General features: G+C 72.4%; 19 protein-coding genes. 18 read left to right on the top strand and 1 reads right to left on the bottom strand.

The window, feature by feature from the left end; genetic code table 11:
* Positions 1–10 precede the first annotated feature (10 nt).
* From dacB to folK, 13 genes are all read left to right on the top strand, one after another.
* Complete coding sequence (gene dacB / locus AA23TX_RS37760; RefSeq protein WP_155547790.1) at positions 11–2,380, top strand: D-alanyl-D-alanine carboxypeptidase/D-alanyl-D-alanine endopeptidase; 2,370 nt, start codon at positions 11–13, stop codon at positions 2,378–2,380.
* A gap of 130 nt (positions 2,381–2,510) precedes the next feature.
* Positions 2,511–3,521 carry a zinc-dependent metalloprotease gene (locus AA23TX_RS37755; RefSeq protein ID WP_155549321.1) on the top strand — a complete coding sequence of 337 codons (1,011 nt, stop codon included), beginning with the start codon at positions 2,511–2,513 and terminating at the stop codon, positions 3,519–3,521.
* Positions 3,518–4,477: a tRNA lysidine(34) synthetase TilS gene (gene tilS, locus AA23TX_RS37750; protein ID WP_155547789.1), complete on the top strand. Its 960-nt coding sequence runs from the start codon at positions 3,518–3,520 to the stop codon at positions 4,475–4,477. Before AA23TX_RS37755 ends, tilS begins: the two co-directional genes overlap by 4 nt.
* Before the next feature lie 3 nt (positions 4,478–4,480).
* Positions 4,481–5,032, top strand: coding sequence for a hypoxanthine phosphoribosyltransferase (hpt, locus tag AA23TX_RS37745; RefSeq protein ID WP_155547788.1), 552 nt, complete (start codon positions 4,481–4,483; stop codon positions 5,030–5,032).
* A gap of 209 nt (positions 5,033–5,241) precedes the next feature.
* A complete protein-coding gene (locus AA23TX_RS37740; RefSeq protein ID WP_155547787.1) occupies positions 5,242–5,607 on the top strand; it encodes a hypothetical protein in 366 nt (121 codons plus the stop codon).
* 22 nt (positions 5,608–5,629) lie between these two features.
* The gene (locus AA23TX_RS37735) at positions 5,630–7,054 is read left to right on the top strand and encodes a hypothetical protein (RefSeq protein WP_155547786.1); all 1,425 of its coding nucleotides are present in this window, start codon (positions 5,630–5,632) and stop codon (positions 7,052–7,054) included.
* 61 nt (positions 7,055–7,115) lie between these two features.
* Positions 7,116–7,901: an ESX secretion-associated protein EspG gene (locus AA23TX_RS37730; protein ID WP_155547785.1), complete on the top strand. Its 786-nt coding sequence runs from the start codon at positions 7,116–7,118 to the stop codon at positions 7,899–7,901.
* 131 nt (positions 7,902–8,032) lie between these two features.
* Entirely contained in the window at positions 8,033–8,848 is an 816-nt protein-coding gene (locus AA23TX_RS37725) for an ESX secretion-associated protein EspG (RefSeq protein WP_155547784.1), read from the top strand.
* Positions 8,849–9,052: 204 nt separating this feature from the next.
* On the top strand, positions 9,053–11,461 hold the full coding sequence (gene ftsH, locus AA23TX_RS37720) for an ATP-dependent zinc metalloprotease FtsH (protein ID WP_155547783.1): 2,409 nt from the start codon (positions 9,053–9,055) through the stop codon (positions 11,459–11,461).
* Positions 11,439–12,044, top strand: a complete 606-nt coding sequence (gene folE, locus AA23TX_RS37715; protein WP_196425760.1) for a GTP cyclohydrolase I FolE — start codon at positions 11,439–11,441, stop codon at positions 12,042–12,044. Before ftsH ends, folE begins: the two co-directional genes overlap by 23 nt.
* A 35-nt stretch (positions 12,045–12,079) precedes the next feature.
* Positions 12,080–12,886: a dihydropteroate synthase gene (gene folP, locus AA23TX_RS37710; RefSeq protein ID WP_196425911.1), complete on the top strand. Its 807-nt coding sequence runs from the start codon at positions 12,080–12,082 to the stop codon at positions 12,884–12,886.
* Complete coding sequence (gene folB, locus AA23TX_RS37705) at positions 12,879–13,238, top strand: dihydroneopterin aldolase (RefSeq protein ID WP_155547781.1); 360 nt, start codon at positions 12,879–12,881, stop codon at positions 13,236–13,238. The genes folP and folB overlap by 8 nt, the downstream gene beginning before the upstream one ends.
* Positions 13,235–13,726 (top strand): 2-amino-4-hydroxy-6-hydroxymethyldihydropteridine diphosphokinase, encoded by a 492-nt coding sequence (gene folK, locus AA23TX_RS37700; RefSeq protein WP_155547780.1) that lies wholly within the window; start codon positions 13,235–13,237, stop codon positions 13,724–13,726. Before folB ends, folK begins: the two co-directional genes overlap by 4 nt.
* A 77-nt stretch (positions 13,727–13,803) precedes the next feature.
* On the opposite strand, the gene AA23TX_RS37695 is transcribed toward folK, so the two are convergent.
* Positions 13,804–14,739: a MerR family transcriptional regulator gene (locus AA23TX_RS37695; RefSeq protein ID WP_155547779.1), complete on the bottom strand. Its 936-nt coding sequence runs from the start codon at positions 14,737–14,739 to the stop codon at positions 13,804–13,806.
* A gap of 83 nt (positions 14,740–14,822) precedes the next feature.
* On the opposite strand from AA23TX_RS37695, the gene AA23TX_RS37690 reads away from it, so the two are divergent.
* From AA23TX_RS37690 to panC, 5 genes are all read left to right on the top strand, one after another.
* Positions 14,823–15,284 (top strand): DUF3180 domain-containing protein, encoded by a 462-nt coding sequence (locus AA23TX_RS37690; RefSeq protein WP_155547778.1) that lies wholly within the window; start codon positions 14,823–14,825, stop codon positions 15,282–15,284.
* A gap of 69 nt (positions 15,285–15,353) precedes the next feature.
* The gene (locus AA23TX_RS37685; RefSeq protein WP_155547777.1) at positions 15,354–17,693 is read left to right on the top strand and encodes a DUF6779 domain-containing protein; all 2,340 of its coding nucleotides are present in this window, start codon (positions 15,354–15,356) and stop codon (positions 17,691–17,693) included.
* Between the two features lie 142 nt (positions 17,694–17,835).
* On the top strand, positions 17,836–18,939 hold the full coding sequence (locus tag AA23TX_RS37680; protein WP_155549319.1) for a PrsW family intramembrane metalloprotease: 1,104 nt from the start codon (positions 17,836–17,838) through the stop codon (positions 18,937–18,939).
* A 90-nt stretch (positions 18,940–19,029) separates the two neighbouring features.
* Positions 19,030–19,989: a Rossmann-like and DUF2520 domain-containing protein gene (locus AA23TX_RS37675; protein WP_439328811.1), complete on the top strand. Its 960-nt coding sequence runs from the start codon at positions 19,030–19,032 to the stop codon at positions 19,987–19,989.
* Complete coding sequence (panC, locus tag AA23TX_RS37670) at positions 19,986–20,897, top strand: pantoate--beta-alanine ligase (protein ID WP_155547775.1); 912 nt, start codon at positions 19,986–19,988, stop codon at positions 20,895–20,897. Before AA23TX_RS37675 ends, panC begins: the two co-directional genes overlap by 4 nt.
* Positions 20,898–20,901 lie beyond the last annotated feature (4 nt).

Below are 20,901 nucleotides of genomic sequence, written 5' to 3'. Positions count from 1 at the left end.
GGAGTGGTGGGTGCCGGAAAACGACCAGCCGATGTGGCCTTCGTCGGACGAAGACCGCTCGTCGTCGGGCGCGCGGAAGACCACTCCGATGTCCCTGCCCGATCCGCCGGAGAGCGCTTCGGAAGAGCGTGGCGTGCCCAACGTCACAGGCAGTGAGGCGCCGAAGGGATCGTGGTTCGCGCCGAACGTCGAGCCCGAGCCGATCCCGGGGCTGAACGCGCCCGCCGAGGAGCAGCCGCCGCCACCGCCGCCCCCGGTCAAGCAGGACCTGGCCGACCGGCTCGGCTCGCGCGAGCCGAAGCAGAAGCCGGCCGAGCCCGCGCCCGCACCTGAGCCCGACCCGGCGCCGGAGCCGGCGCAGGTCGCGGAGAGCACGCAGTACATCGAGGTGAAGAAGTCCGAGCCGGTCGCCGAAAGCACCCAGTACATCGCGGCGAAACCGGACACCCAGAGCACGCAGCAGATGGAGCCGCAGAAGGCGCCGTGGGTGCCCGTCGAGCGCAACGTCTGGCCCGGTGAGCAGCAGGATCGTCACGACGAGCCCGAGGCCGGCAAGTCCGAAGCGCAGCCGTGGCGTGAGGAGCTGCAGCTGTGGCGCGAGGAGCAGCAGCGCCGCGAAGAGCAGCTGAAGCGCTCGGAGCCGCCGCGCCGTGAGGAGCCCCCGCAGCAGCGCGCCGACGCGCCCTGGGCGCAGCGCCTCGACGTGCCGGACGACCGCGTCGCCGAACCGGACGTCCGCCGTCCGGGGCTGCCGCCCGAGCCGCCGCGCGGGGTCGTCCCGCCGGCGTCCGCCGGATCGCTGGCCCGGCCGATGCGGATCGAGCCGGACGGGCAGCGGTTCGACGCCGAGGCGACCGTCGGGATCGAGCGGCCCACCCAGTTCCCCGGGGCCTTCCAGCAGCAGCCGCAACCGCGCGTCGAGCCGCCCGCGGCGCCGCCGCCCCCGGCCGAGCCCGCTGCTTCTGCCGCGGAGGAACCGCCGAAGAAGAAGCGGCGCAAGGGCAAGATCATCGCGCTCGTCGCCGTCGTCCTGCTGCTGCTGGCCGGCGGCGGGGTCGCCGCCGCGATGCCGAAGGTGTCGAACCGCCTCGGCCTGCCGTGGGCGCCGAACGCGCCGAAGGGCGACAGCCCGGATCCCGCCGCCGCCACGCGCCAGCTGCAGGGGCCGGCCACGTCCGGGCAGGCGCCGACCGCCAACGGCGTCAAGTCCGTGCTGACCGGGCCGGCCGGGAACAGCGCGCTCGGCCAGCTCAACGGCAGCGTCGTCGACCCGGTGAGCGGCACCACGCTGTGGGACCACAGCGCGGCGTCGGCGGTGACCCCCGCGTCGACGACGAAGGTGCTCACCACCGCGGCCGCGCTGCTCGCGCTGGACCCGACCACGCGGCTGTCGACGAAGATCGTCCAGGGCGCCGACCCGGGCACCGTGATCCTGGTCGGCGGCGGCGACGTCACGCTCACTTCGCTGCCGCTGGGCACCGAGTCGCCGTTGTACCCGGGCGCCGCGCACGTCGACGACCTCGTCGCGCAGGTGAAGAAGGCCAACCCGAACGTGAAGAAGGTGCAGGTCGACCTGAGCCTCTTCAAGGGCGCGACGACCGCGCCGGGCTGGGCCGCGGGTGACGCGCCCTCGACGTTCGCCACGCAGATCGGGTCCGTGATGGCCGACGCCGGCCGGCTGGACCCGAAGAACAACACCTCCATGCGCGTGGCCAACGCGGGCAGCGCGCTGGCGTCGACGATCGCGTCGAAGCTCAGCGCGTCGGGCGGCGGCCAGGCGGCCGCGCCGAAGGACGCGAAGGTGCTCGCCGAGGTCAAGTCGGCGCCGCTGACCGAGCTGGTCTCCGACACGATGGAGCTGTCCGACGACGTCCTCGCCGAGGCCCTCGCCCGCCAGGTGGCGCTGGCCACCGGCCAGGAGGCGACCTTCGCCGGCGGCGCCGCGGCGACGATCAAGGTGCTCAAGGACCACGGCTTCGACACGACCGGCGTCAAGCTCTCCGACGGCAGCGGTATCTCGACGGAGAACAAGATCCCGGCGAAGCTGCTGACCCAGCTCATGGCGGCCGCGGCGGCGCCGGAGGGCAAGAACCCGAACACCGCGAAGCTGCGCGCGATGCTGGCCGGCCTCCCGGTGGCCGGCGGGTCCGGCACCCTCGCGGACAAGCGGTTCGAGACGCCGGCGTCGCAGGCCGGCCGCGGCTGGGTGCGGGCGAAGACGGGCACGCTCACGGGGGTGAACACGCTGGCCGGGCTGGTCCTCGACCAGGACGGCCGGGTGCTGGTGTTCGCGTTCATGTCCAACGGTTCGGACCAGCAGCCGGGCCGGGACGCCATCGACGCGTTGGCCACGAGCCTGCGCAAGTGCGGCTGCTCGTAGCCGGGCGGTCGGCGGAGGCCGCCGGCGGTGCTCGTGACCGCGGACGCCGAACCGTACGAAGATCGTGGCCGTAAACCCACGTCGGCCAGGTAGCGTCGGAAGGGTGAGTCAGGAAACCGAGACCCGGCCCATGGTCGACTGGGCGCTCGCCGCGCAGACCGGTGCGTTGCTCGTGCGCGGTGGTCCGCAGGTTCCGAGAGAAGAGGCCGAGGCGGCCGTCGCCGACCTGCGTGAGCTGACCATGGCGGCCGAAGGGCACGTCCGGGAGCTGACGAACCTGGGTCTCGACCTGCCGCTGCTGCCCGGTGAAGTCGTCGACCGCCCCGGCTGGGTGCGGTCGGCCGCGGCCGGGCTGGACGCGCTCACCGGGCGTGCGCTGCCTCAGCAAGGCGGCCCCTTCGGGCCGATCCTGGCCGGTGGCGCCGGCGTGCAGACCGGGCTGGTGCTCGCCTTCCTGGCCAGCCGCGTGCTCGGCCAGTACGACCCCTTCGGCGGCCCCGACCGGGAAGGACGGCTGCTGCTGGTCGCGCCCAACGTCGTCGCCGCCGAGCGGGCGATGGACGTGCCCGCCCACGACTTCCGGCTCTGGGTCTGCCTGCACGAATGCACCCACCGCCTGCAGTTCACCGCCGTCACCTGGCTGCGCGACTACTTCGCCGACGAGGTCGAGCGGCTCGTGTCCGGGCTCGCCGGCGGCGGCAGCGACAGCCTGGCCGACCTGGTCGGCCGGCTGCCCGAGGCGATCAAGCAGGGCCCGAAGCTGAACCTCGCCGAGCTGCTCCAGTCGCCGAAGGAGCGCGCGGTCTTCGACCGGCTGCTGGCGCTCTCGACGCTCCTGGAGGGCCACGCCGACTTCGTCATGGACGCCGTCGGCCCGCAGGTCGTGCCGAGCGTCGACACGATCCGCGCGCGGTTCAGCGCCCGGCGCAAGGGCGGCGGCGTCTTCGACCGGCTGCTGCGCGCGCTGCTCGGCGTCGACGCGAAGATCCGTCAGTACGAAGAAGGCGCGAAGTTCACGAAGCACGTCGTGGACGCGGTCGGCATGGAAGGGTTCAACGCCGTCTGGCGCTCGCCGAACACCCTGCCTTCGCGCGCCGAGATCGCCGACCCGGCCGCGTGGGTCCGGCGCCTGCACGGATGACCGGCAAGGCGGTCGCGGCCGTCCGGCGGGCCGTCCGCGAATTCCTCGAGACGGTAGAAGCGCCGGCCGAGCTGTGCGTCGCCGTCTCCGGCGGTGCCGACTCCCTCGCGCTCGCCGAGGCCACGGCGTACGTCGGGCACCATCGCGGCCACCGCGTCCGCGCGCTGGTCGTCGACCACGGCCTGCAGGATGGCTCGGCGAAGATCGCGCGTGACGCCGCCGAGGCCGCGAAGTCCCTCGGTGCCGACGAAGCCGAGGTGCGCCGCACCGAAGTCACCGGCCCCGGTGGCCCGGAAGCCGCCGCGCGCAAGGCCCGCTACCGGGCGCTGGCCGGCCACGACCTCGTCCTGCTCGGGCACACCCTCGACGACCAGGCCGAGACGGTCCTGCTCGGCCTGGGCCGCGGCTCCGGCGCCCGCAGCGTCGCCGGGATGCGGCCGCACGACCCGCCGTGGGGCCGTCCGCTGCTGGCGGTGCCGCGCGCGACGACCCGGGCCGCCTGCGCCGAGCTCGGCGTCGAACCCTGGGACGACCCGCACAACGCCGAGCCGCGCTTCACCCGGGTCCGGCTGCGCACCGAGGTCCTGCCGTTGCTGGAAGACGTCCTCAACGGCGGCGTCGCCGGCGCTTTGGCCCGCACGGCCGCGCAGCTGCGTGAGGACAGCGAGGCGTTGGACACATCGGCGGACCGGATCTTCACCCGTGCGGGCGGTCCCGACGGACTGGATGTCGCAGTGCTGGCGGCCGAGCCCGCGGCCCTGCGCCGGCGGGTTCTCCGCAGGTGGCTGCTGGCCTCGGGCGTGCGCGAACTCACCGACGCGCACCTCCGGGCGGTCGACGCGCTGGTCGCCCGGTGGCGTGGTCAGGGCGGCGTCTGGTTACCGGGCAACTTGGAAGCGCGCCGGGCGCATGGCAGGCTCTGCGTCATCTCCCAACCCACCACCCGAGGGGAATGACCCGTGTACGAGGGCGAAATCGCCTCCGTGCTCGTCACCGAGCAGCAGATCCAGGACAAGATCGCGGAGCTGTCGGCGCAGATCGCCGCCGACTATCCGGCCAACGGGCAGGGTGAACTCCTGCTGGTGGGTGTCCTGAAGGGCGCGGTCATGTTCATGACCGACTTCGCCCGTGCGCTGCCGCTGCCGACGCAGCTGGAATTCATGGCCGTCTCCTCCTACGGTTCCGCGACGTCGTCGTCCGGCGTCGTGCGGATCCTCAAGGACCTCGACCGCGACATCGCGGGCCGGGACGTGCTGATCGTCGAGGACATCGTCGACTCCGGCCTGACGCTGTCGTGGCTGCTGAAGAACCTCGCCAGCCGCAACCCGGCGTCGCTCGAGGTCGTTTCGCTGCTGCGCAAGCCGGAGGCGGTCAAGGTGGACGTCCCGGTGAAGTACATCGGCTTCGACATCCCCAACGAGTTCGTCGTGGGCTACGGCCTGGACTACGCCGAGCGGTACCGGGACCTGCCCTACATCGGGACGCTGGACCCGAAGGTCTACACGGCGTAGTTCACCGCGAGCTTTACGGGGGCTCCGGGTGGCGGAGCCCCCGGCCCGGGGCGAAGCCCCGGTTTGTCACCGACCGTTCACCGCAACTACCGGATTCGCGGAACCCCGGTGGCGAAGTTTGCGTCATAGGCTCTGATCACGTGCGTTAACCTATGCGAAGACCATTCGTGCCCGCGGTGACCGGGTCGGGGGAACGGGAGAGAGCTCAGATGGGGAACAGCAGCGCTGCCGACGCGAACGCCTTCAAGGCAGCGGCCGCGGCGGGCCAGGTCGGGATCGACCCCGACGCCGCGCAGACCGTGCTGAACAAGATCCGCACCGGCAAGGACGCGGTGGAAGCCCTGCTCAGCGGAGCGGGCACCCTCGCCCAGCCGCCGAAGCTCGGCGACAACCCGGTCGGCAACGCCATGGCCGCCAAGTTCGTCCAGCGCGCCGACGGCGGGAACGACTCGTACGCCTCCGCGCTGCAGAACCTGCTCGACCAGTACACCGCCGCCGAGGAGGGCATCGTCACGGCGATGTCCCGGTACCACGAGATCGACCAGGCCGCGGCCGACCCGTTCCGCAACGCCTGAGCCCGAGGGGGATTTCGCAATCATGGCTCCGAACCACAGCGACCAGCCGGCGACGACCACTTCGGGTGCTGCCAACCCGGGATCGCTCGTCCCGCTCGGCGACAACGCGTCGTCGCAGAACATCGTCGACAACGCCCGCGGCACCGCCGGCGGCTTCGACATGGGCAGCGACCGCGCGATCGCCAACCCGCCGAACTGGAACGCGCAGGAAAGCCAGCAGCTCTACGCCGGTGCGGTCAACAACAACGACCCCGGCACGGCCGAAGCGACCGGGCAGGCCTGGTCGCACCACGGCACCGAGCTGAAGCAGGCGTCCGACCACCTCTACAACGCGATCTCCGAGCTGGGCAACGCGTGGGTCGGCCGGGGTGCCGCGGGCGCGCAGGGCGCGCTGGTGGCCATCGCCAACTCGGGCTCGCAGGCGTCCGAGGCCGCGCACACGATGTCCGACCGGCTCGCCCGGCAGGCCTCGGCGGCCGCCGAGGTCAAGAAGATGCCGGCCCCCAAGGACTACGACCCCAAGCAGTCCATGGCGGCCGCGCTGGCCGGCGGCCCGGCGGCGCTGATCGCCGACCAGAAGGCGCAGGCCGACGCGGCCAACGACGTCAAGGCGCAGCAGGTCGCGTTCTTCAACGCCTACACCAAGTCGATGAGCGAGGTCGACAGCTCGACCCCGAGCTTCGGCCCGGAGTCGCTCGGCATGAAGCCGACCGGTTCGCACAACTCGGTGTCGTTCGGCGGCATCAGCTCTGTCGGCAGCACCGGCCCGGTCCAGGGCCTGTCCGGCGCGGGCGGCGCGGTGTTCGCGTCCAGCGGCTCGGGCTTCGGCGGCCCCGGCGGCGCGTTCGACGCGCAGCACGCGGGAGTCGGCCCGAACGGCGTCCACGGCGCCGGTGCGGCGGGCTTCGGCCACGACGCGGCGGCCCTCGGCGGCGACGGCTCGGTCCCGGGTGCGGGCACCGGCGCGAACCCGGGGACGGGGACGAGCACGGGCGCGGGCCACGTCGGCTCGGGTGCCGGGCAGCCGGGTGGCAGCAACCCGCTGAGCAAGATCGGCATGGGCCTCGGCCTCGGCGGTGCCGCCGGCGGCCTCGGCGCGCTGGCTTCCCGCGCGCTGGGCAAGGGCAACCGGTCCGGCGCGAAGGCCGAGAACGAGACGTCGCTCGCTTCGGCCGACGGCCAGGGGCAGAGCGCCGCGTCGGCTCAGGCGCCGCAGCAGGGCCTCGTCTCGTCGGCGGGCACCATCGGCGGGCAGCAGGCTCCGCCGCCGATGAACCCGGGCGGCATGGGCGGCATGGCTCCGCACGGCGCTCAGGGCGAGCAGGACGAGGAGCACACGCACGCGTCGTTCCTCATCGAGGCGGACCCGGACGCTGCCTTCGGCGCGAACCAGGCGACCCCGCCGCCGGTCATCGGCGCGTGGTCCGAGGACGACGAAGACCGCTGATCCTTTTCGGGCCGGGCACGCCGACAGCGTGTCCGGCCCGGTTTCTCTTGGGGGTGGCTCGATGCCGAACGCTGAGCTGCTCACCCCGATCGAGGTGGACTTCCTGTGGGAGTCCGCCGGGCTGGGCGAGCTGCCGTACCCGCTGCGCATCCGTTCGCACGGCGAGACCGTGGACGAGCGGTCCCTCCTGCGCCGGCGCACGTTGGAAGGGCTGACTGCGCGCGGCTTGGCCGACGGACGCGGCCGGCCGGAACCGCACGTCGAGGACTACTTCGGCGTGCTGGCGCAGTCCGAGCTGAGCCTGGACGCGGTCCAGCTGATCGCCCCGGACGCCGAACCGCTGCTGGCGATCGCCGGCGTGCTGGGCGGTCAGGGGCTGCTGGCGGTGCAGGACACGCGGGGGCTGCACCTGCAGCCGTGCCCGGTGGACGGGCTGGCGAGCGCGATCGTCTCGCTGCTGCCCGGTGCCCCGCGCGGTTCGGAGAAGTCCGTCACGGTCCCGCTGGAGCAGCTGGTCGGGGCCCATGGCGTCGATTTCCTGTCCCGCCGCGGCAACGGCGACGAGCGCTCGTCGGCCGACGAGGACCGCAAGGCGCTGGCGAAGCTGCACGCCCAGCCGAGGCTGCGCGGCGGCCAGATCGCGGCGAACGCGCGGTCCCGCATGGGCGGCCGCACGCGGACGCCGGTGCTGAGCTGGTTCGACACGGAGACGGGCCGCTACTTCACGCAGGCGAGCCGCGGCCGCGACGGCCGTGACTGGATCACCATCGCCCCGGCCGACGCGGCGACGCTGCGCCACCGGCTCGGCGAGATGCTCGCGGGAGCGACGACGACCAGCTCGGTCTGACGCCTCTCCGTTCCCGCGCCGGGCGGCCTCTGCCAAGATCGGGCTCCGGTTTCTCCGTGCGTGCCCGGCCGCCGACCCTTTTTTGTCGGTGGTGCGGGCTACGCTGAGCAAGAGTCCGATCCGGGAGAGTAGTGATGCAAGAGTTCTTCTCGCCGCTCGCGTTCGACTTCCTCTGGGAGTCGGCGCAGGTCGGGGAGCTGCCGTACCCGCTGCTGGTCAAGTCGCACGGCGCGACCGAAGACGAGCGCGTCTCGCTGCGCCACCGCGTCGACGCCGAGCTGAAGGCCCGCGGCATCCGTGAAGCACGCGGCAGGCTCGCGCCACCGATCGAGGACGCGCTGCACCTGCTCGCCTTCGCGCCGCTGACCATCGACGCCCTGCACATCCCGCAGTTCGAGGCGCCCACCGTCGGCGTCCTCGCGGCGGCCGACGACACCCAGGGCGTCCTCGCGGTCCAGGACGCCGACGGCATCTGGCTGCGGGACGTCCCGCCGGACGGCCTGGTCTCCGCCGTCGTCGGGGTGCTCCCGGCCGGGCCGCGCGGGAGCGAGGCGTCGGTCACACTTCCGCTGGACGACGCCCTGCGGACGGCGCCGATCCGGGTGCCCGTGTCCCTGCCGTCGAACCCGGCCGAGGAGCGGGGGAAGGCGCGCCGGACACCGCTGAGCGAACGCGTCACGGCCGATCCGCGGGAGGCCTACGGCCGCATCTCCGGGCAGCCGCGGCAGCGCGGCGGTCAGCTGGCAGCGAACAGCCGTTCGCAGGTCGGGGCCAAGCAACGGTCCCGGGTGCTGGCCTGGTTCGACACCGCGACCGGGCGCTACCTCAGCCTCTCCCGCGCAGGTACGGACGGCCGCGAGTGGGTCACGGTCGCCCCGGCCGACCCGGCCACGCTGCGGACCCGGCTGGGCGAGATGGTGAACAGTGTGTCGGACGGCACGCGATAGCGTGACCGGTGTGGACGCCGGGCGGGAACCCGGGCGCGCTATCGCCCGTTGACCTGCGAGAGGCTCACAGGGGATGAACGCGGCAGCGGACGGTACCCTGATGGGACGGGTGTCCAAGGCACCACGGGTTTGTCAAGATCGTGATGGCGGGTATCACAGGAGCCGCCCAACCAGGGAGGGTCGAGGCCACCAGGGCCGAGTCGTATGAACCGGAAGAGCGTGCTCAGGAACCCACTGCTGTGGATCGTCGCGGGGTTGCTGGCGTTGTTCGCGTACAACACGATCTTCGACAGTGATCGTGGGTACACCCAGGCACCCATCTCGGTGGCGAACTCCCAGATCTCCTCGAACAACGTCAAGGAAGCCAGCCTCGAGGACAAGGAACAGCAGCTCAAACTGCTGCTGAACAAGCCTGTCGACGTGGACGGCCAGCAGGTCACCCAGATCATTTCGCAGTACCCCTCGGACGCCACCCGCCCGATCTACGACTCGTTGATCGCGGCGAAGAACGGCGGCCAGCCGATCAAGTTCACCACCAAGGTGACCCAGCAGGGCGTGCTGACCCAGATCCTCATCTTCGCCATCCCGCTGGCCCTCGTGCTGGGCCTGCTGATGTGGATGATGAACAACGCCCAGGGTGGCGGCAACCGCGTCCTCAACTTCGGCAAGTCCAAGGCCAAGCAGCTGAACAAGGACATGCCCAAGACGACCTTCGGGGACGTCGCGGGCGCCGACGAGGCCGTCGAAGAGCTGTACGAGATCAAGGACTTCCTGCAGAACCCGGCGCGCTACCAAGCGTTGGGCGCGAAGATCCCGAAGGGCGTGCTGCTCTACGGGCCGCCCGGTACCGGCAAGACGCTGCTCGCGCGGGCCGTCGCCGGCGAGGCGGGCGTGCCGTTCTACACGATCTCCGGCTCGGACTTCGTCGAGATGTTCGTCGGTGTCGGTGCGTCGCGCGTCCGTGACCTGTTCGAACAGGCCAAGCAGAACGCGCCCTGCATCATCTTCGTCGACGAGATCGACGCGGTCGGCCGCCAGCGCGGCGCCGGCCTCGGCGGCGGGCACGACGAGCGCGAGCAGACGCTGAACCAGCTGCTCGTCGAGATGGACGGCTTCGACGCCCGCGGCGGCATCATCCTGATCGCGGCGACCAACCGGCCCGACATCCTCGACCCCGCGCTGCTGCGCCCGGGCCGCTTCGACCGGCAGATCCCGGTCTCCGCGCCCGACCTGCGCGGCCGCAAGGCGATCCTCGAGGTGCACTCCAAGGGCAAGCCGATCGCCCAGGGCACCGACCTGACCAGCCTGGCCAAGCGGACCGTCGGCATGTCCGGCGCCGACCTGGCGAACGTGCTGAACGAGGCCGCCCTGCTCACCGCCCGCAAGAACGGGCACGTGATCGGCGACGTCGAGCTCGAGGAATCGGTCGACCGCGTCGTCGGCGGCCCCGCTCGCAAGAGCCGGATCATCTCCGAGAAGGAGAAGAAGATCACGGCCTACCACGAGGGCGGGCACGCGCTCGCCGCGTGGGCGATGCCGGACATCGAGCCGGTCTACAAGCTGACGATCCTGCCGCGCGGCCGGACGGGCGGGCACGCGCTGCTCGTCCCGGAGGACGACAAGGACCTGATGACCCGCTCCGAGATGATCGGGCGGCTGGTCTTCGCGATGGGTGGCCGCACGGCGGAGGAGCTCGTCTTCCACGAGCCCACCACCGGCGCGTCGTCGGACATCGAGCAGGCGACGAAGATCGCCCGCGCGATGGTCACCGAGTACGGCATGAGCGCCCGGCTCGGCGCGGTCAAGTACGGCCAGGAGCAGGGCGACCCGTTCCTCGGCCGCTCGGCCGGCCGCCAGGCGGACTACTCGCTCGAGGTGGCGCACGAGATCGACGAGGAGGTGCGCAAGCTCATCGAGACGGCGCACACCGAGGCGTGGCACGTGCTCAACACCTACCGCGACGTGCTCGACGAGCTGGTCATCGAGCTCCTGGAGAAGGAGACGCTGACCCGTAAGGACCTGGAGCGGATCTTCGCGACGGTCGAGAAGCGCCCGCACATCACCGTGTTCAACGAGTTCGGTGAGCGGACGCCGTCGGACAAGCCGCCGATCAAGACCCCGGGCGAGCTGGCGATGGAACGCGGCGAGCCGTGGCCTCCGCCGGAGAAGGAGAAGCCGGTCCTGAAGCCGGAGCCGACCCCGGTCGGCACCGCCCAGGGCGCGGGCGACCTGCCGGGCGGTCCGCCGTACCCGGCGCCGGTCGATCCCAACGCCAACCCGTACGCCCCGCCGCCGCCGGGCTCCTACCCGAACGGTGGCCGTCCCTACAGCGGCCCGAACGGCGGCGCCAACGGCACGGCGCACTGGCCCCAGGCCGGCGGCCCGCAGGCGGGCGGCTACCAGGGTGGTCCGGCGGGCCAGAGCGGTCCCCCGAACTACGGTGCCCCTCCGGGCTGGACGCCCGCGACCTCGCCGGGCGGTCAGCCGGGCCAGTCGTGGCGGCCCGGTGGTGACGAACGCCCTCGCGAGCACGGCTGGTTCGCCGATCAAGCGGGCAACCAGCAGAGCGAGGGGGAGCGCCGTGACCCTGATGGACCCGAAAAGTCCCAGTGACGCCGACCGCCCGGTCTTCGACCAGGACCGGGCGGAGAAGGCGATCCGCGAGCTCCTCTTGGCCTGCGGCGAAGACCCGGAGCGGGACGGTCTGAAGGACACTCCCGCCCGGGTCGCCCGGGCGTACCAGGAAATGTTCGCCGGGCTGTACATCGAGCCGGACTCGGTTCTGGACAAGACGTTCGACGAGTCGCACGAGGAACTCGTGCTGGTCACGGACATCCCGATGTACAGCCAGTGTGAACACCACCTCGTGCCCTTCCATGGCGTCGCGCACGTCGGGTACATCCCGAACGCCGCCGGGAAGGTCACCGGGCTCTCCAAGCTCGCCCGGCTCGTCGACCTCTACGCCAAGCGCCCGCAGGTTCAGGAGCGCCTGACATCCCAGGTCGCCGACGCCCTCGTGCGGAAGCTCGAACCGCGCGGTGTCATCGTCGTGATCGAGGCCGAGCACCTCTGCATGGCCATGCGCGGCATCCGGAAGCCGGGCGCGCGCACGACCACCTCCGCCGTGCGGGGACAGCTGAAGAACTCCCCGTCGTCGCGGGCGGAGGCGCTCGACCTGATCAGGGCGCGCCGGTGAGCGTGGGGCTTCCCGCTCCCGGCCGGTGCGTCGTGATGGGCGTGCTGAACGTGACGCCGGATTCCTTTTCGGACGGTGGCCGGTACCTCGGGCTCGACCAGGCGCTGGAGCACGCCCGCGCGATGTGGGCGCGTGGTGCCGACCTGATCGACGTCGGCGGTGAGTCGACCCGGCCGGGTGCGGCGCGGGTCGACGCCGAGACCGAGCTGGCACGCATCATCCCGGTGATCCGCACCCTCGCCGGCGAGGGTATCCACCTTTCGGTCGACACGACGCGCGCTTCCGTCGCCGCCGCGGCGCTCGACGCCGGGGCGAAGGTGGTCAACGACGTCTCGGGCGGGCTGGCCGATCCGGACATGGCGCGCGTCGCCGCGGAGTCCGGGGCGCCGTGGGTGCTGATGCACTGGCGCGGGCACAGCCGGGACATGCAGGCGCTCGCCGAATACGACGATGTCGTGGCCGACGTCCGCGCCGAGCTGCTGTCCAGAGTGGACGAAGCGCTCGCGGCGGGGGTCGCCGAGAGCGCGATCGTGCTGGATCCCGGGCTGGGCTTCGCGAAGAACGCGGAGCACGACTGGGCGTTGCTACGCGGCCTGGATTCGCTGCTGTCCCTGGGTTTCCCGGTGCTCGTCGGTGCTTCGCGCAAACGTTTTCTCGGCCGCTTGCTGTCCGAAAAGGACGGTACGCCGCGTCCGCCGGACGGCCGTGAGGACGCCACCGCCGCCATCTCGGCGCTCGCCGCGGCCGCGGGCGCGTGGGGCGTGCGGGTGCACGAGGTCGGGGCGTCGCTGGACGCGGTCGCCGTGGCCGCCGCGTGGTGGAAGGGTTCGCCGGATGTCTGACCGGATCACGCTGACCGGCCTGCGGGTGTTCGGCCGCCACGGCGTTTTCGAGCACGAGAAGCGGGACGGGCAGGAGTTCGTCGTCGACATCACGGTGTGGCTGGACCTCGGGCCCGCCGCCGCGTCGGACGACCTGACCAAGACCCTGCACTACGGCGAGCTGGCCGAGCTGGCGGCGGGGATCGTCGCGGGCGAGCCGTACGACCTCATCGAGAGCGTCGCGGGCAAGATCGCCGACGAGGTCATGCGCGACGAGCGGCTGCGCGCGGTCGAGGTGACGGTGCACAAGCCGTCCGCGCCGATCCCGCTGACCTTCGACGACGTGGCCGTCACGGTCCGGCGCGACCGATGAGCCGGGCCGTCCTTTCGCTGGGCTCGAACCTCGGCGACCGGCTCGGCTTCCTGCAGCTGGCGCTCGACGCCGTGCGGCCCGCGCTGGTCGCGGTGTCGAGCGTGTACGAGACCAAGGCGTGGGGCGTCGAGGACCAGCCGGACTTCCTGAACGCGGTCTGCGTCGTCGACGACCCGGTGCGCGATCACTGGGCGTGGCTGCGCGCGGGCCAGGCGGCCGAGCGGGCCGCGGGCCGGGTGCGCGAGCTGCGCTGGGGACCGCGGACGCTGGACGTCGACGTGGTCACCGTCGAGGGCGTGACGTCCGGCGACCCGGAGCTGCTGCTGCCCCACCCGGGGACGCCGGACCGCGCGAGCGTGCTGGTGCCGTGGGTGGAGATCGAGCCGGCCGCGGTGCTGCCGGGGCACGGCCCGATCGCGGCGCTGCTGGCCGCGCGCCCCGAGGACGACCTGGCGTCGGTCCGCCGCACGGACTTCGAGCTGCGCTGAACATGACCTATCGATGAACCGGGGGTGTCCGTTACCCCTCACCCCCGGCCGGTCGCCGAGCTGTTGTTCTTGTGCGGTCAGCCGCGCAGCGCCTCGATCATGAACCGCACCGCGGGCTGGGCCGTCGGGACCGGCGGCCAGCCGTTGATGATCGCCAGCAGCTGCCAATAGCGTTCGGCCCGCGGGTCGCCGCTCGTCGCGAACCGGTCCGCCATCTCCGCGCGGAACTCCGCTGAAGCCGGGTCCTGGTCCGGCCCGGCCGTCGCCGCCGCGATCTCGGCCGCAAGCGTTTGCCCCGCCTCCGACGTCGGCGATTCCCCGGCTGTCACGGCCGCTTCCGCGCGAGAGACCCAGCCTGGCCAGTTCTGCTGCCAGGCGTCCGCCGGCTGCTCGAACTCGCCGTCGCGGATCTGCCGGGCCTGGGTTTCGCTCATGCCGCGGATCAGCGCCCGGAAGTCCGGGTCCTGGACCAGCTCGGCGAACTCGATCCAGGCCTCGAGCTGCTCGGGCGACGGATCGTCGGGCAGCTCCGGCTTCCCCGCGCGCATGCGCCGGTAGAACTCCTCGTTGATCTCCAGCCCGGAGACCATCTCGTCCCAGAACTCGTCGACCAGCCGCTTGCGCTCTTCGTCGGACATCGACGCGAGACGGTTCATCAGGTTCACTTCCTCCAGCTCGGAATCACGCTTGGCCACCGCGCGCAGCACCGCCCGGCGCAGCCGCAGCCGCCGGATCTGCTCGTCCAGCGCCTCGACGTGCCGGGTCGCCAGCTCGCCGACGGTCGCCGACCGCGTCAAGGCCGCGGAGACGTCGACGAGGCCGAGGCCCAGCTCCCGCAGCGTGCGGACGAGCTCGAGCCGGGCCATCGCCGCGGCGTCGTAGAGCCGGTAGCCGGCGTCCGTCCGGTCGGTCGGGGGCAGCAGGCCCTCGTCCGAGTAGAAGCGGATGGTCTTGACGGGCAGGCCGGTCCGCCGGGCCAGCTCGCCGATGGTGAAGGTCGCGGTGGTGCCCACAAGACGCATGGTGAACTCTCCAGTCGGGGGAGAGTCAAGGGTAGTGCGAAGCTTCGGGTGGCCGAGCTGGGTACGGTTGAACCATGCACTTCACCCGGCCCCGCGACCTGGTGGTGGCCTTCGTGCTCGGCCTGGTCCTCGGCTACCTGCTCTTCCTGGTGGCGTACGGCTCGCTGCCCCAGTTGCCGACGTTCGCCGGCGTCACCTTCGCCGTGCTGGCCGTGGTCGAGGGCGGGCTCGCGCTGTCCATCCGCTCCCGGATCAAGAACGGCCGCGTCGTCGCCGCGATCGGGATCGCCCGATCGGTGGCCCTCGCGAAGGCTTCGTCGCTCGCCGGGGCGTTCATGGGCGGCGCCTGGCTGGCCGCGCTCGCGTACCTCATCCCGCGACGTGACGAACTCGTCGCGGCGGTGCTCGACACCCGCGCCGGCGTGGTCGGCGTGGCGTCCTCCGCGGCCCTGGTAGCAGCGGGTTTGTGGCTCGAGCACTGCTGCCGGACCCCGCGCGACCAGGACCGTGAGCGCACGCGCGGAATGACCGGTTAGCGCTGGATTCCCACCGCTCGCGGGACCGAGTAGGTCTCGTTCGGATTACGAGCAGGTACGGTGTCAGGCATGACCGGCGTGGGTGACGACTCGCGCGGCCGCCTACTGGGCAGGCCGTGGCTCGTCGTCGGATTCGTCCTCGCCATCGGAGCCACCCTCGCACTGGTGCTCAGCGATGATCTCCGCTATCTCCGGCTCGGGATCGTCGCCGCCCTCTGGGCTGCCCTGATCGGCGCTTTTCTCGCCGTGAAGTACCGCAAGCACGCGGCACAGAGCGAGGACGCGGTTTCCGAGGCGCAGGCTGTGTACGAGCTGGAGCTGGAACGCGAGATCGCGGCCCGGCGTGAATTCGAGCTGGAGGTGGAGGCGGAGAACCGCAGCGAGTCCGACTCCCGCGGCCGCGAGGAACTGGAGGCGCTGCGCCTCGAGGTGTCCGCGCTGCGCGACAGCCTCCAGTCGCTGTTCGGCGGCGAGGTGCTGCTCGAACGCGTCGCGCTGACCGCGCAGGCGACCCGGATGCGCAAGCTGTCCGACGACAACCGGATGATCCCCGACCCCGCGCCGAAGAAGAAGCCGGCGCAGCTGATGTCCGGGAAGAAGCCGGCCGAGCAGGGTGAGCGGCCGACCGAGCTGATCGACCGCGTGCTCGACGAGCGCCGCCGGAAGGCGTCGAACGGGAAGCCCGCGAACGGCAAGGGCCTCGGCAAGGGCAAGGGCTTCGGCGGCAAGCCGGCCCCGAAGGCCCCGGCGAACGTCAACGTGCAGAGCACCCAGCAGATGGCCCGGCCGAAGCCGTTGAGCGACCGCCGTCCGCCGGTGCCGTCCGTCGATCCGGCGCTGAACGCCGCGCAGCGCGAGCTGAAGGCCGCCGAGCTGCGCGCCGAAGCGGCCCGCCGCCAGGCCGAGTCGCAGCCCATGCGGCTGCCGAACCCGGACGAGGTCGCGAAGCAGCCCGAGCGCCGTCCCGAGGCCGCCGCCGAGCCGACGCGCCAGGTGCCGCGGCCCGACCCCAAGACCGAGATCCGCCGTGCCCCGGAGCCGAAGACGGAGATCCGCCGTCCCGAGCCGCCGCCCGCGCGCCGCGCGGAGCTGTCGCGGCCGGCGATGCGGCCGGCCGAGGTGTCGCGTTCGGACCTGCCGCGGGTCGACCCGGCCCGCCCTGCCGTGCGGCCGGGCGAGGTGTCGCGGTCGGACATCCCGCGCGTCGAGCGGTCGATGCCGGAGATCCCCCGGGTGGAGATGTCGCGCCCCGACATCCCGCGCGTCGAGATGTCGCGCCCGGACATTCCGCGCGTGGAACGGTCGATGACCAACATTCCGCGCGTGGAACGGTCGATGACCGACATTCCGCGGGTCGAGCGGTCGATGCCCGCCATTCCGCGGGTGGAGATGTCGCGTCCGGACATTCCGCGCGTCGAGATGTCGCGGTCGGACCTGCCCCGCGTCGGCGGCCAGCCGAACGGTGCGCGCCCCGAGCCGCGCAAGGCGCCCGAGCCGCCGCGGCCCGCGCCGCCCCGCCCGGCACCGCCGGTGAAGCCGTCGGAGATGTCCCGGTCGGACCTCCGGCCGGTGACCGACCTGAGCGCGGCCTTCCAGAACCGCGACGACTTCGCCGAGCGGCAGCGGCCGAACCGGCCGAAGCCGCCCGAGCCGAAGGCCCCGCCGATGCCGAGGGACGCCTCCGCGTCGCGTCGCGACCTTCCCCCGGTCGTCCCGCCGACGACACCGGTGCCGAACACCAGCCCGGCGCAGCGGCAGCCGTCGCGCACGAACCTGCCCCCGGTGGTGCCGCCGACCACGCCGGTCCCGGCCGCCGACGGCCGCCGTCCGTCGCGGCTGGAGCAGTTCTCGCGGGCGGACATGTCGCCGATCCTCGACGAGCCGGCCTCCCGGCACGGGGGCTCGCACCGCGCGCCCGCCGACGCCGCGAAGGCGGACGCGCCGATGGTGAACCCGACGCTCCCGGAGTCGGTCCGCGACTACCAGGGCCGCTCGGGTGGCCGTCGCCGCAAGCCGGACGAGTCGCAGCAGATGCCGGCGGTGCCCGCCCCCGAGCCCACGGGCGGCGGCCGTCGCCGTCGTCCGGACGGCGAGCCCCCGGCGTGGGAAGGCATGGTCGCCGAGCGGGCGTCGATGTCGCGCCGCAACATGACCCCGGTCGACCCGGCGGACGTGGAGCAGCACAACGGCAACGGCCACAACGGCGGCGCCCACAACGGCAACAGTCACAACGGCAACGGCCACAACGGCGCGAGCAACGGTCACGCCCGCAACGGCCACCGGTCGCCCGAGGCACCGCCGCCACCGGGCAGCGGTTCGCACACGGCGGGCCGGTCGGTGAGCGAGCTGCTGGCGGCGAACGGCGGCACGGGCTCGACGCCCCGCCGCCGCCGTCGCGCGGAAGACTGAGCCCGGCCGGGCCGCGGGACGCGCCGTGTGTGCCAGGTGGCGTTTCTCTTCCTGTCCGGTCTGCGTAGGGTGACCGGCTGTGAGCGGAACCCTCTCGCCCGCGACGGGACTTGATCGCGGACGGCGGCCTCGCCGGATCACCGTGCTGCTGCCGGTGCTCGGGCTGCTGGTCGTCGCCTTGTGCGGCCTGGTCCTGTTCGCCGTGGCCACGGCGCGGGTCGGACCCCTCGCCGTCACCATCGGCGTCCTCGCCGCCCTCGTACCGGTCGCGGGCGTGGTCGCCGGGTTCCTCTGGGTCGACCGCTGGGAGCCCGAACCGGCCAAGTTCCTGCTGCTCGCCTTCGCCTGGGGCGCCTGCATCGCGACGATCACCGCGCTGCTCATCAACACGACCGCCGAAGCCGTCGGGGACGAGCTGCTCGGCAAGGGCAGCGGCAACACCGTCGCCGCCCTGGTCTCCGCGCCCATCGTCGAGGAGGCCGCGAAGGCGCTCTTCGTCGTCCTCATCCTCTGGCGCCGGTCCAGCGAGTTCGACGGCGTCGTGGACGGGGTCGTCTACGCCGGCTTCAGCGCCGCCGGCTTCGCGTTCACCGAGAACATCTACTACTTCGGCCGGGCCTTCAACGACTACGGCTTCGGCGACGGGCACAGCCAGGGCGTCATCACGGCGTTCTTCCTCCGCGGTGTCCTCGCGCCGTTCACGCACCCGCTGTTCGCCGTGCTGACCGGCATCGGCATCGGTATCGCCGCGCGGACCACCACGAAGTACCTGAAGGTCCTCGCGCCGCTCGCCGGCTACCTGGCCGCCGTCTGCCTGCACGCGCTGTGGAACAGCGCCGCGCTGCTCGGCGGGTCGAAGTTCCTCACCGTCTACTTCCTGATCATGTTGCCGCTCTTCCTCGGCGTGGTCTACCTGGTCGTCCTCCAGAGACGGCGTGAGCAGCGGATCATCGCGACCGCCCTGCCGCACATGGCCGCGGCGCGCTGGATCGCGCCGTCGGAGGTCGACCTGCTGGCCAGCCTGCCCGGCCGCCGGGCCTGGCGGCGACAGGCGAAGCGCCAGTCCGGCAAACAGGCCGCCAAAGCCGTCGCCGTCTACCAGGCGAGCGTGACCGAGCTCGCCTTCCTGGACCGGCGGGAGCTCACCACCGACGTCGACCGGCAACGGCAGCAGGAGCTGCTGCACACGTTGAAGGCCGCTCGGGCGGAGGCGACGCGCCTCGCCCAGGAAGCTCCGCAAGGGTGACCCGGTCCGGGTGAAGCTGGTCACCCGGGTTCAACGCCACGCGCTCAATCGAGTTAGTCTCGCGCCGTTCGTCCGGTACCCGGAACGGGACTGGAACGAGAGCAGAGGGAGTCTGCCCGCCATGAGCGTCCACAGGCGCACGCCATGAATAGGCCCGCTCGTCTCGCGGTCGGTGTCGTTTCCGCCGGCCGCGTGGGCAGTGTGCTCGGCGCCGCGCTGGCCCGGGCGGGGCACACCGTGGTCGCCGCGTCGGGGCTGTCCGCCGCGTCGCTGGCCCGTGCCGAACGCCTCCTCCCCGACGTGCCGCTGCTGCCGCCCGACGAAACCGTCCGCGCGGCGGACCTGGTGATCCTCGCCCTCCCCGACGACGCGCTGGCCGGGATGGTCCGCGGGCTCGTCGCGACCGGGTCGCTCCGGCCCGGGCAGATCGTCGTGCACACCTCCGGCGCCCAGGGCATCGACGTGCTGGCGCCCGCCGCCGAGGCCGGCGCGCTGCCGCTGGCGCTGCACCCGGTGATGACGTTCACCGGCCGCGAGGAGGACCTCGAGCGGCTGGCGGCGTGCAGCATCGGCGTCACGGCGGCGGCCGGCGACGACGCTGCGTGGAGCGTCGGCGAGGCCCTCGCGGTCGAGATGGGGGCCGAGCCGGTGCGCATCCCCGACTCCGTGCGAGCGCTCTACCACGCAGCGTTGACCCATGGCGCGAACCACCTGATGACGCTGGTCGCCGACTGCGCGGAAATGTTGCGGGAAGCGGGAATCGGGCATTCCGAACGCCTGGTGGCGCCACTGCTTTCGGCGGCGTTGGATAATGTTCTCCGACACGGCGACCGCGCGCTCACGGGCCCGGTCGCGCGTGGCGACACCGGTACCGTCCGCAAGCACCTCGCGGTGCTGGCGGACCGGGCGCCGGACGTGGCGCCGGCCTACCGCGCACTGGCCAAGCGCACGGTGGCGCGTTCCTCGGCTGCCGGGCTGCTGGACACCGCGGCCGCCAAGGACCTCACCGAACTCCTCGACGATCCCGCCGAAGGGCACCAAGACCAGTGACCACACCGAAATTCAGCCGCGGCACGCTGAACACGTTCGCGTCGCCCGAGCAGATGAGCCAGGTCAGCAAGGCCCTGCACGGCGTCGGCCGCAAGCTGGCGCTCGTGCCGACCATGGGCGCGCTGCACGCCGGGCACCGCGAGCTGATCCGCCGCGCGAAGCGGCTGCCGAACAACGTCGTGGCGACCTCGATCTTCGTCAACCCGCTGCAGTTCGGCGAGGGCGAGGACTTCGAGGCGTACCCGCGGCCGCTCGACGCCGATCTGGCCGTGCTGACCGAGGACGGCGTCGAAATCGCGTTCACGCCCAGCGCCGACGCCCTCTACGGCGAAGGCGCCGTCGTGACCGTGCACCCGGGCCCGCTCGGAGACGAGCTGGAGGGCCTTGTCCGGCCCGGCCACTTCGCCGGCGTGCTCACCGTCGTGGCGAAGCTGTTCAACCTGCTTCGCCCGGACTACGCGCTCTTCGGTGAGAAGGACTACCAGCAGCTGGTCCTGATCAAGCGGATGGTGCGCGACCTGAACATCGACACGCACGTCATGGGCGTGCCGACGGTGCGGGAGCGCGGCGGGCTGGCGCTGTCGTCGCGCAACGTCTATCTGACGCCCGAACAGCGTGAAGACGCCGTCGTCCTGTCGGCCGCCCTCACCGCGGGGGCGTTCGTCGGGCGCGACGGTGCCGACGCGGTCCTCGAGACCGCGTGGAAGACCCTGGCCGCGCGGCCCGCGGTCGAGGTGGATTACCTGGAGTTGAGGGGAACCGACCTCGGGCCCGCGCCCGTCGACGGTGAGGCACGACTGTTGATCGCGGCCCGGGTGGGGAGTACCCGGCTGATCGACAACGTTCCGGTGTTGCTCGGTGCTTCGGTAGATCACCCAGCGCAGCCGGAGCGGGACGCAGGGGAATAGGAGT

It is taken from the genome of Amycolatopsis camponoti (assembly GCF_902497555.1).
Lineage (GTDB): Bacteria > Actinomycetota > Actinomycetes > Mycobacteriales > Pseudonocardiaceae > Amycolatopsis > Amycolatopsis camponoti.
The sequence above is the reverse complement of the archived record's forward strand: the minus strand, read 5'-3'. Positions and strand labels throughout refer to the sequence as shown.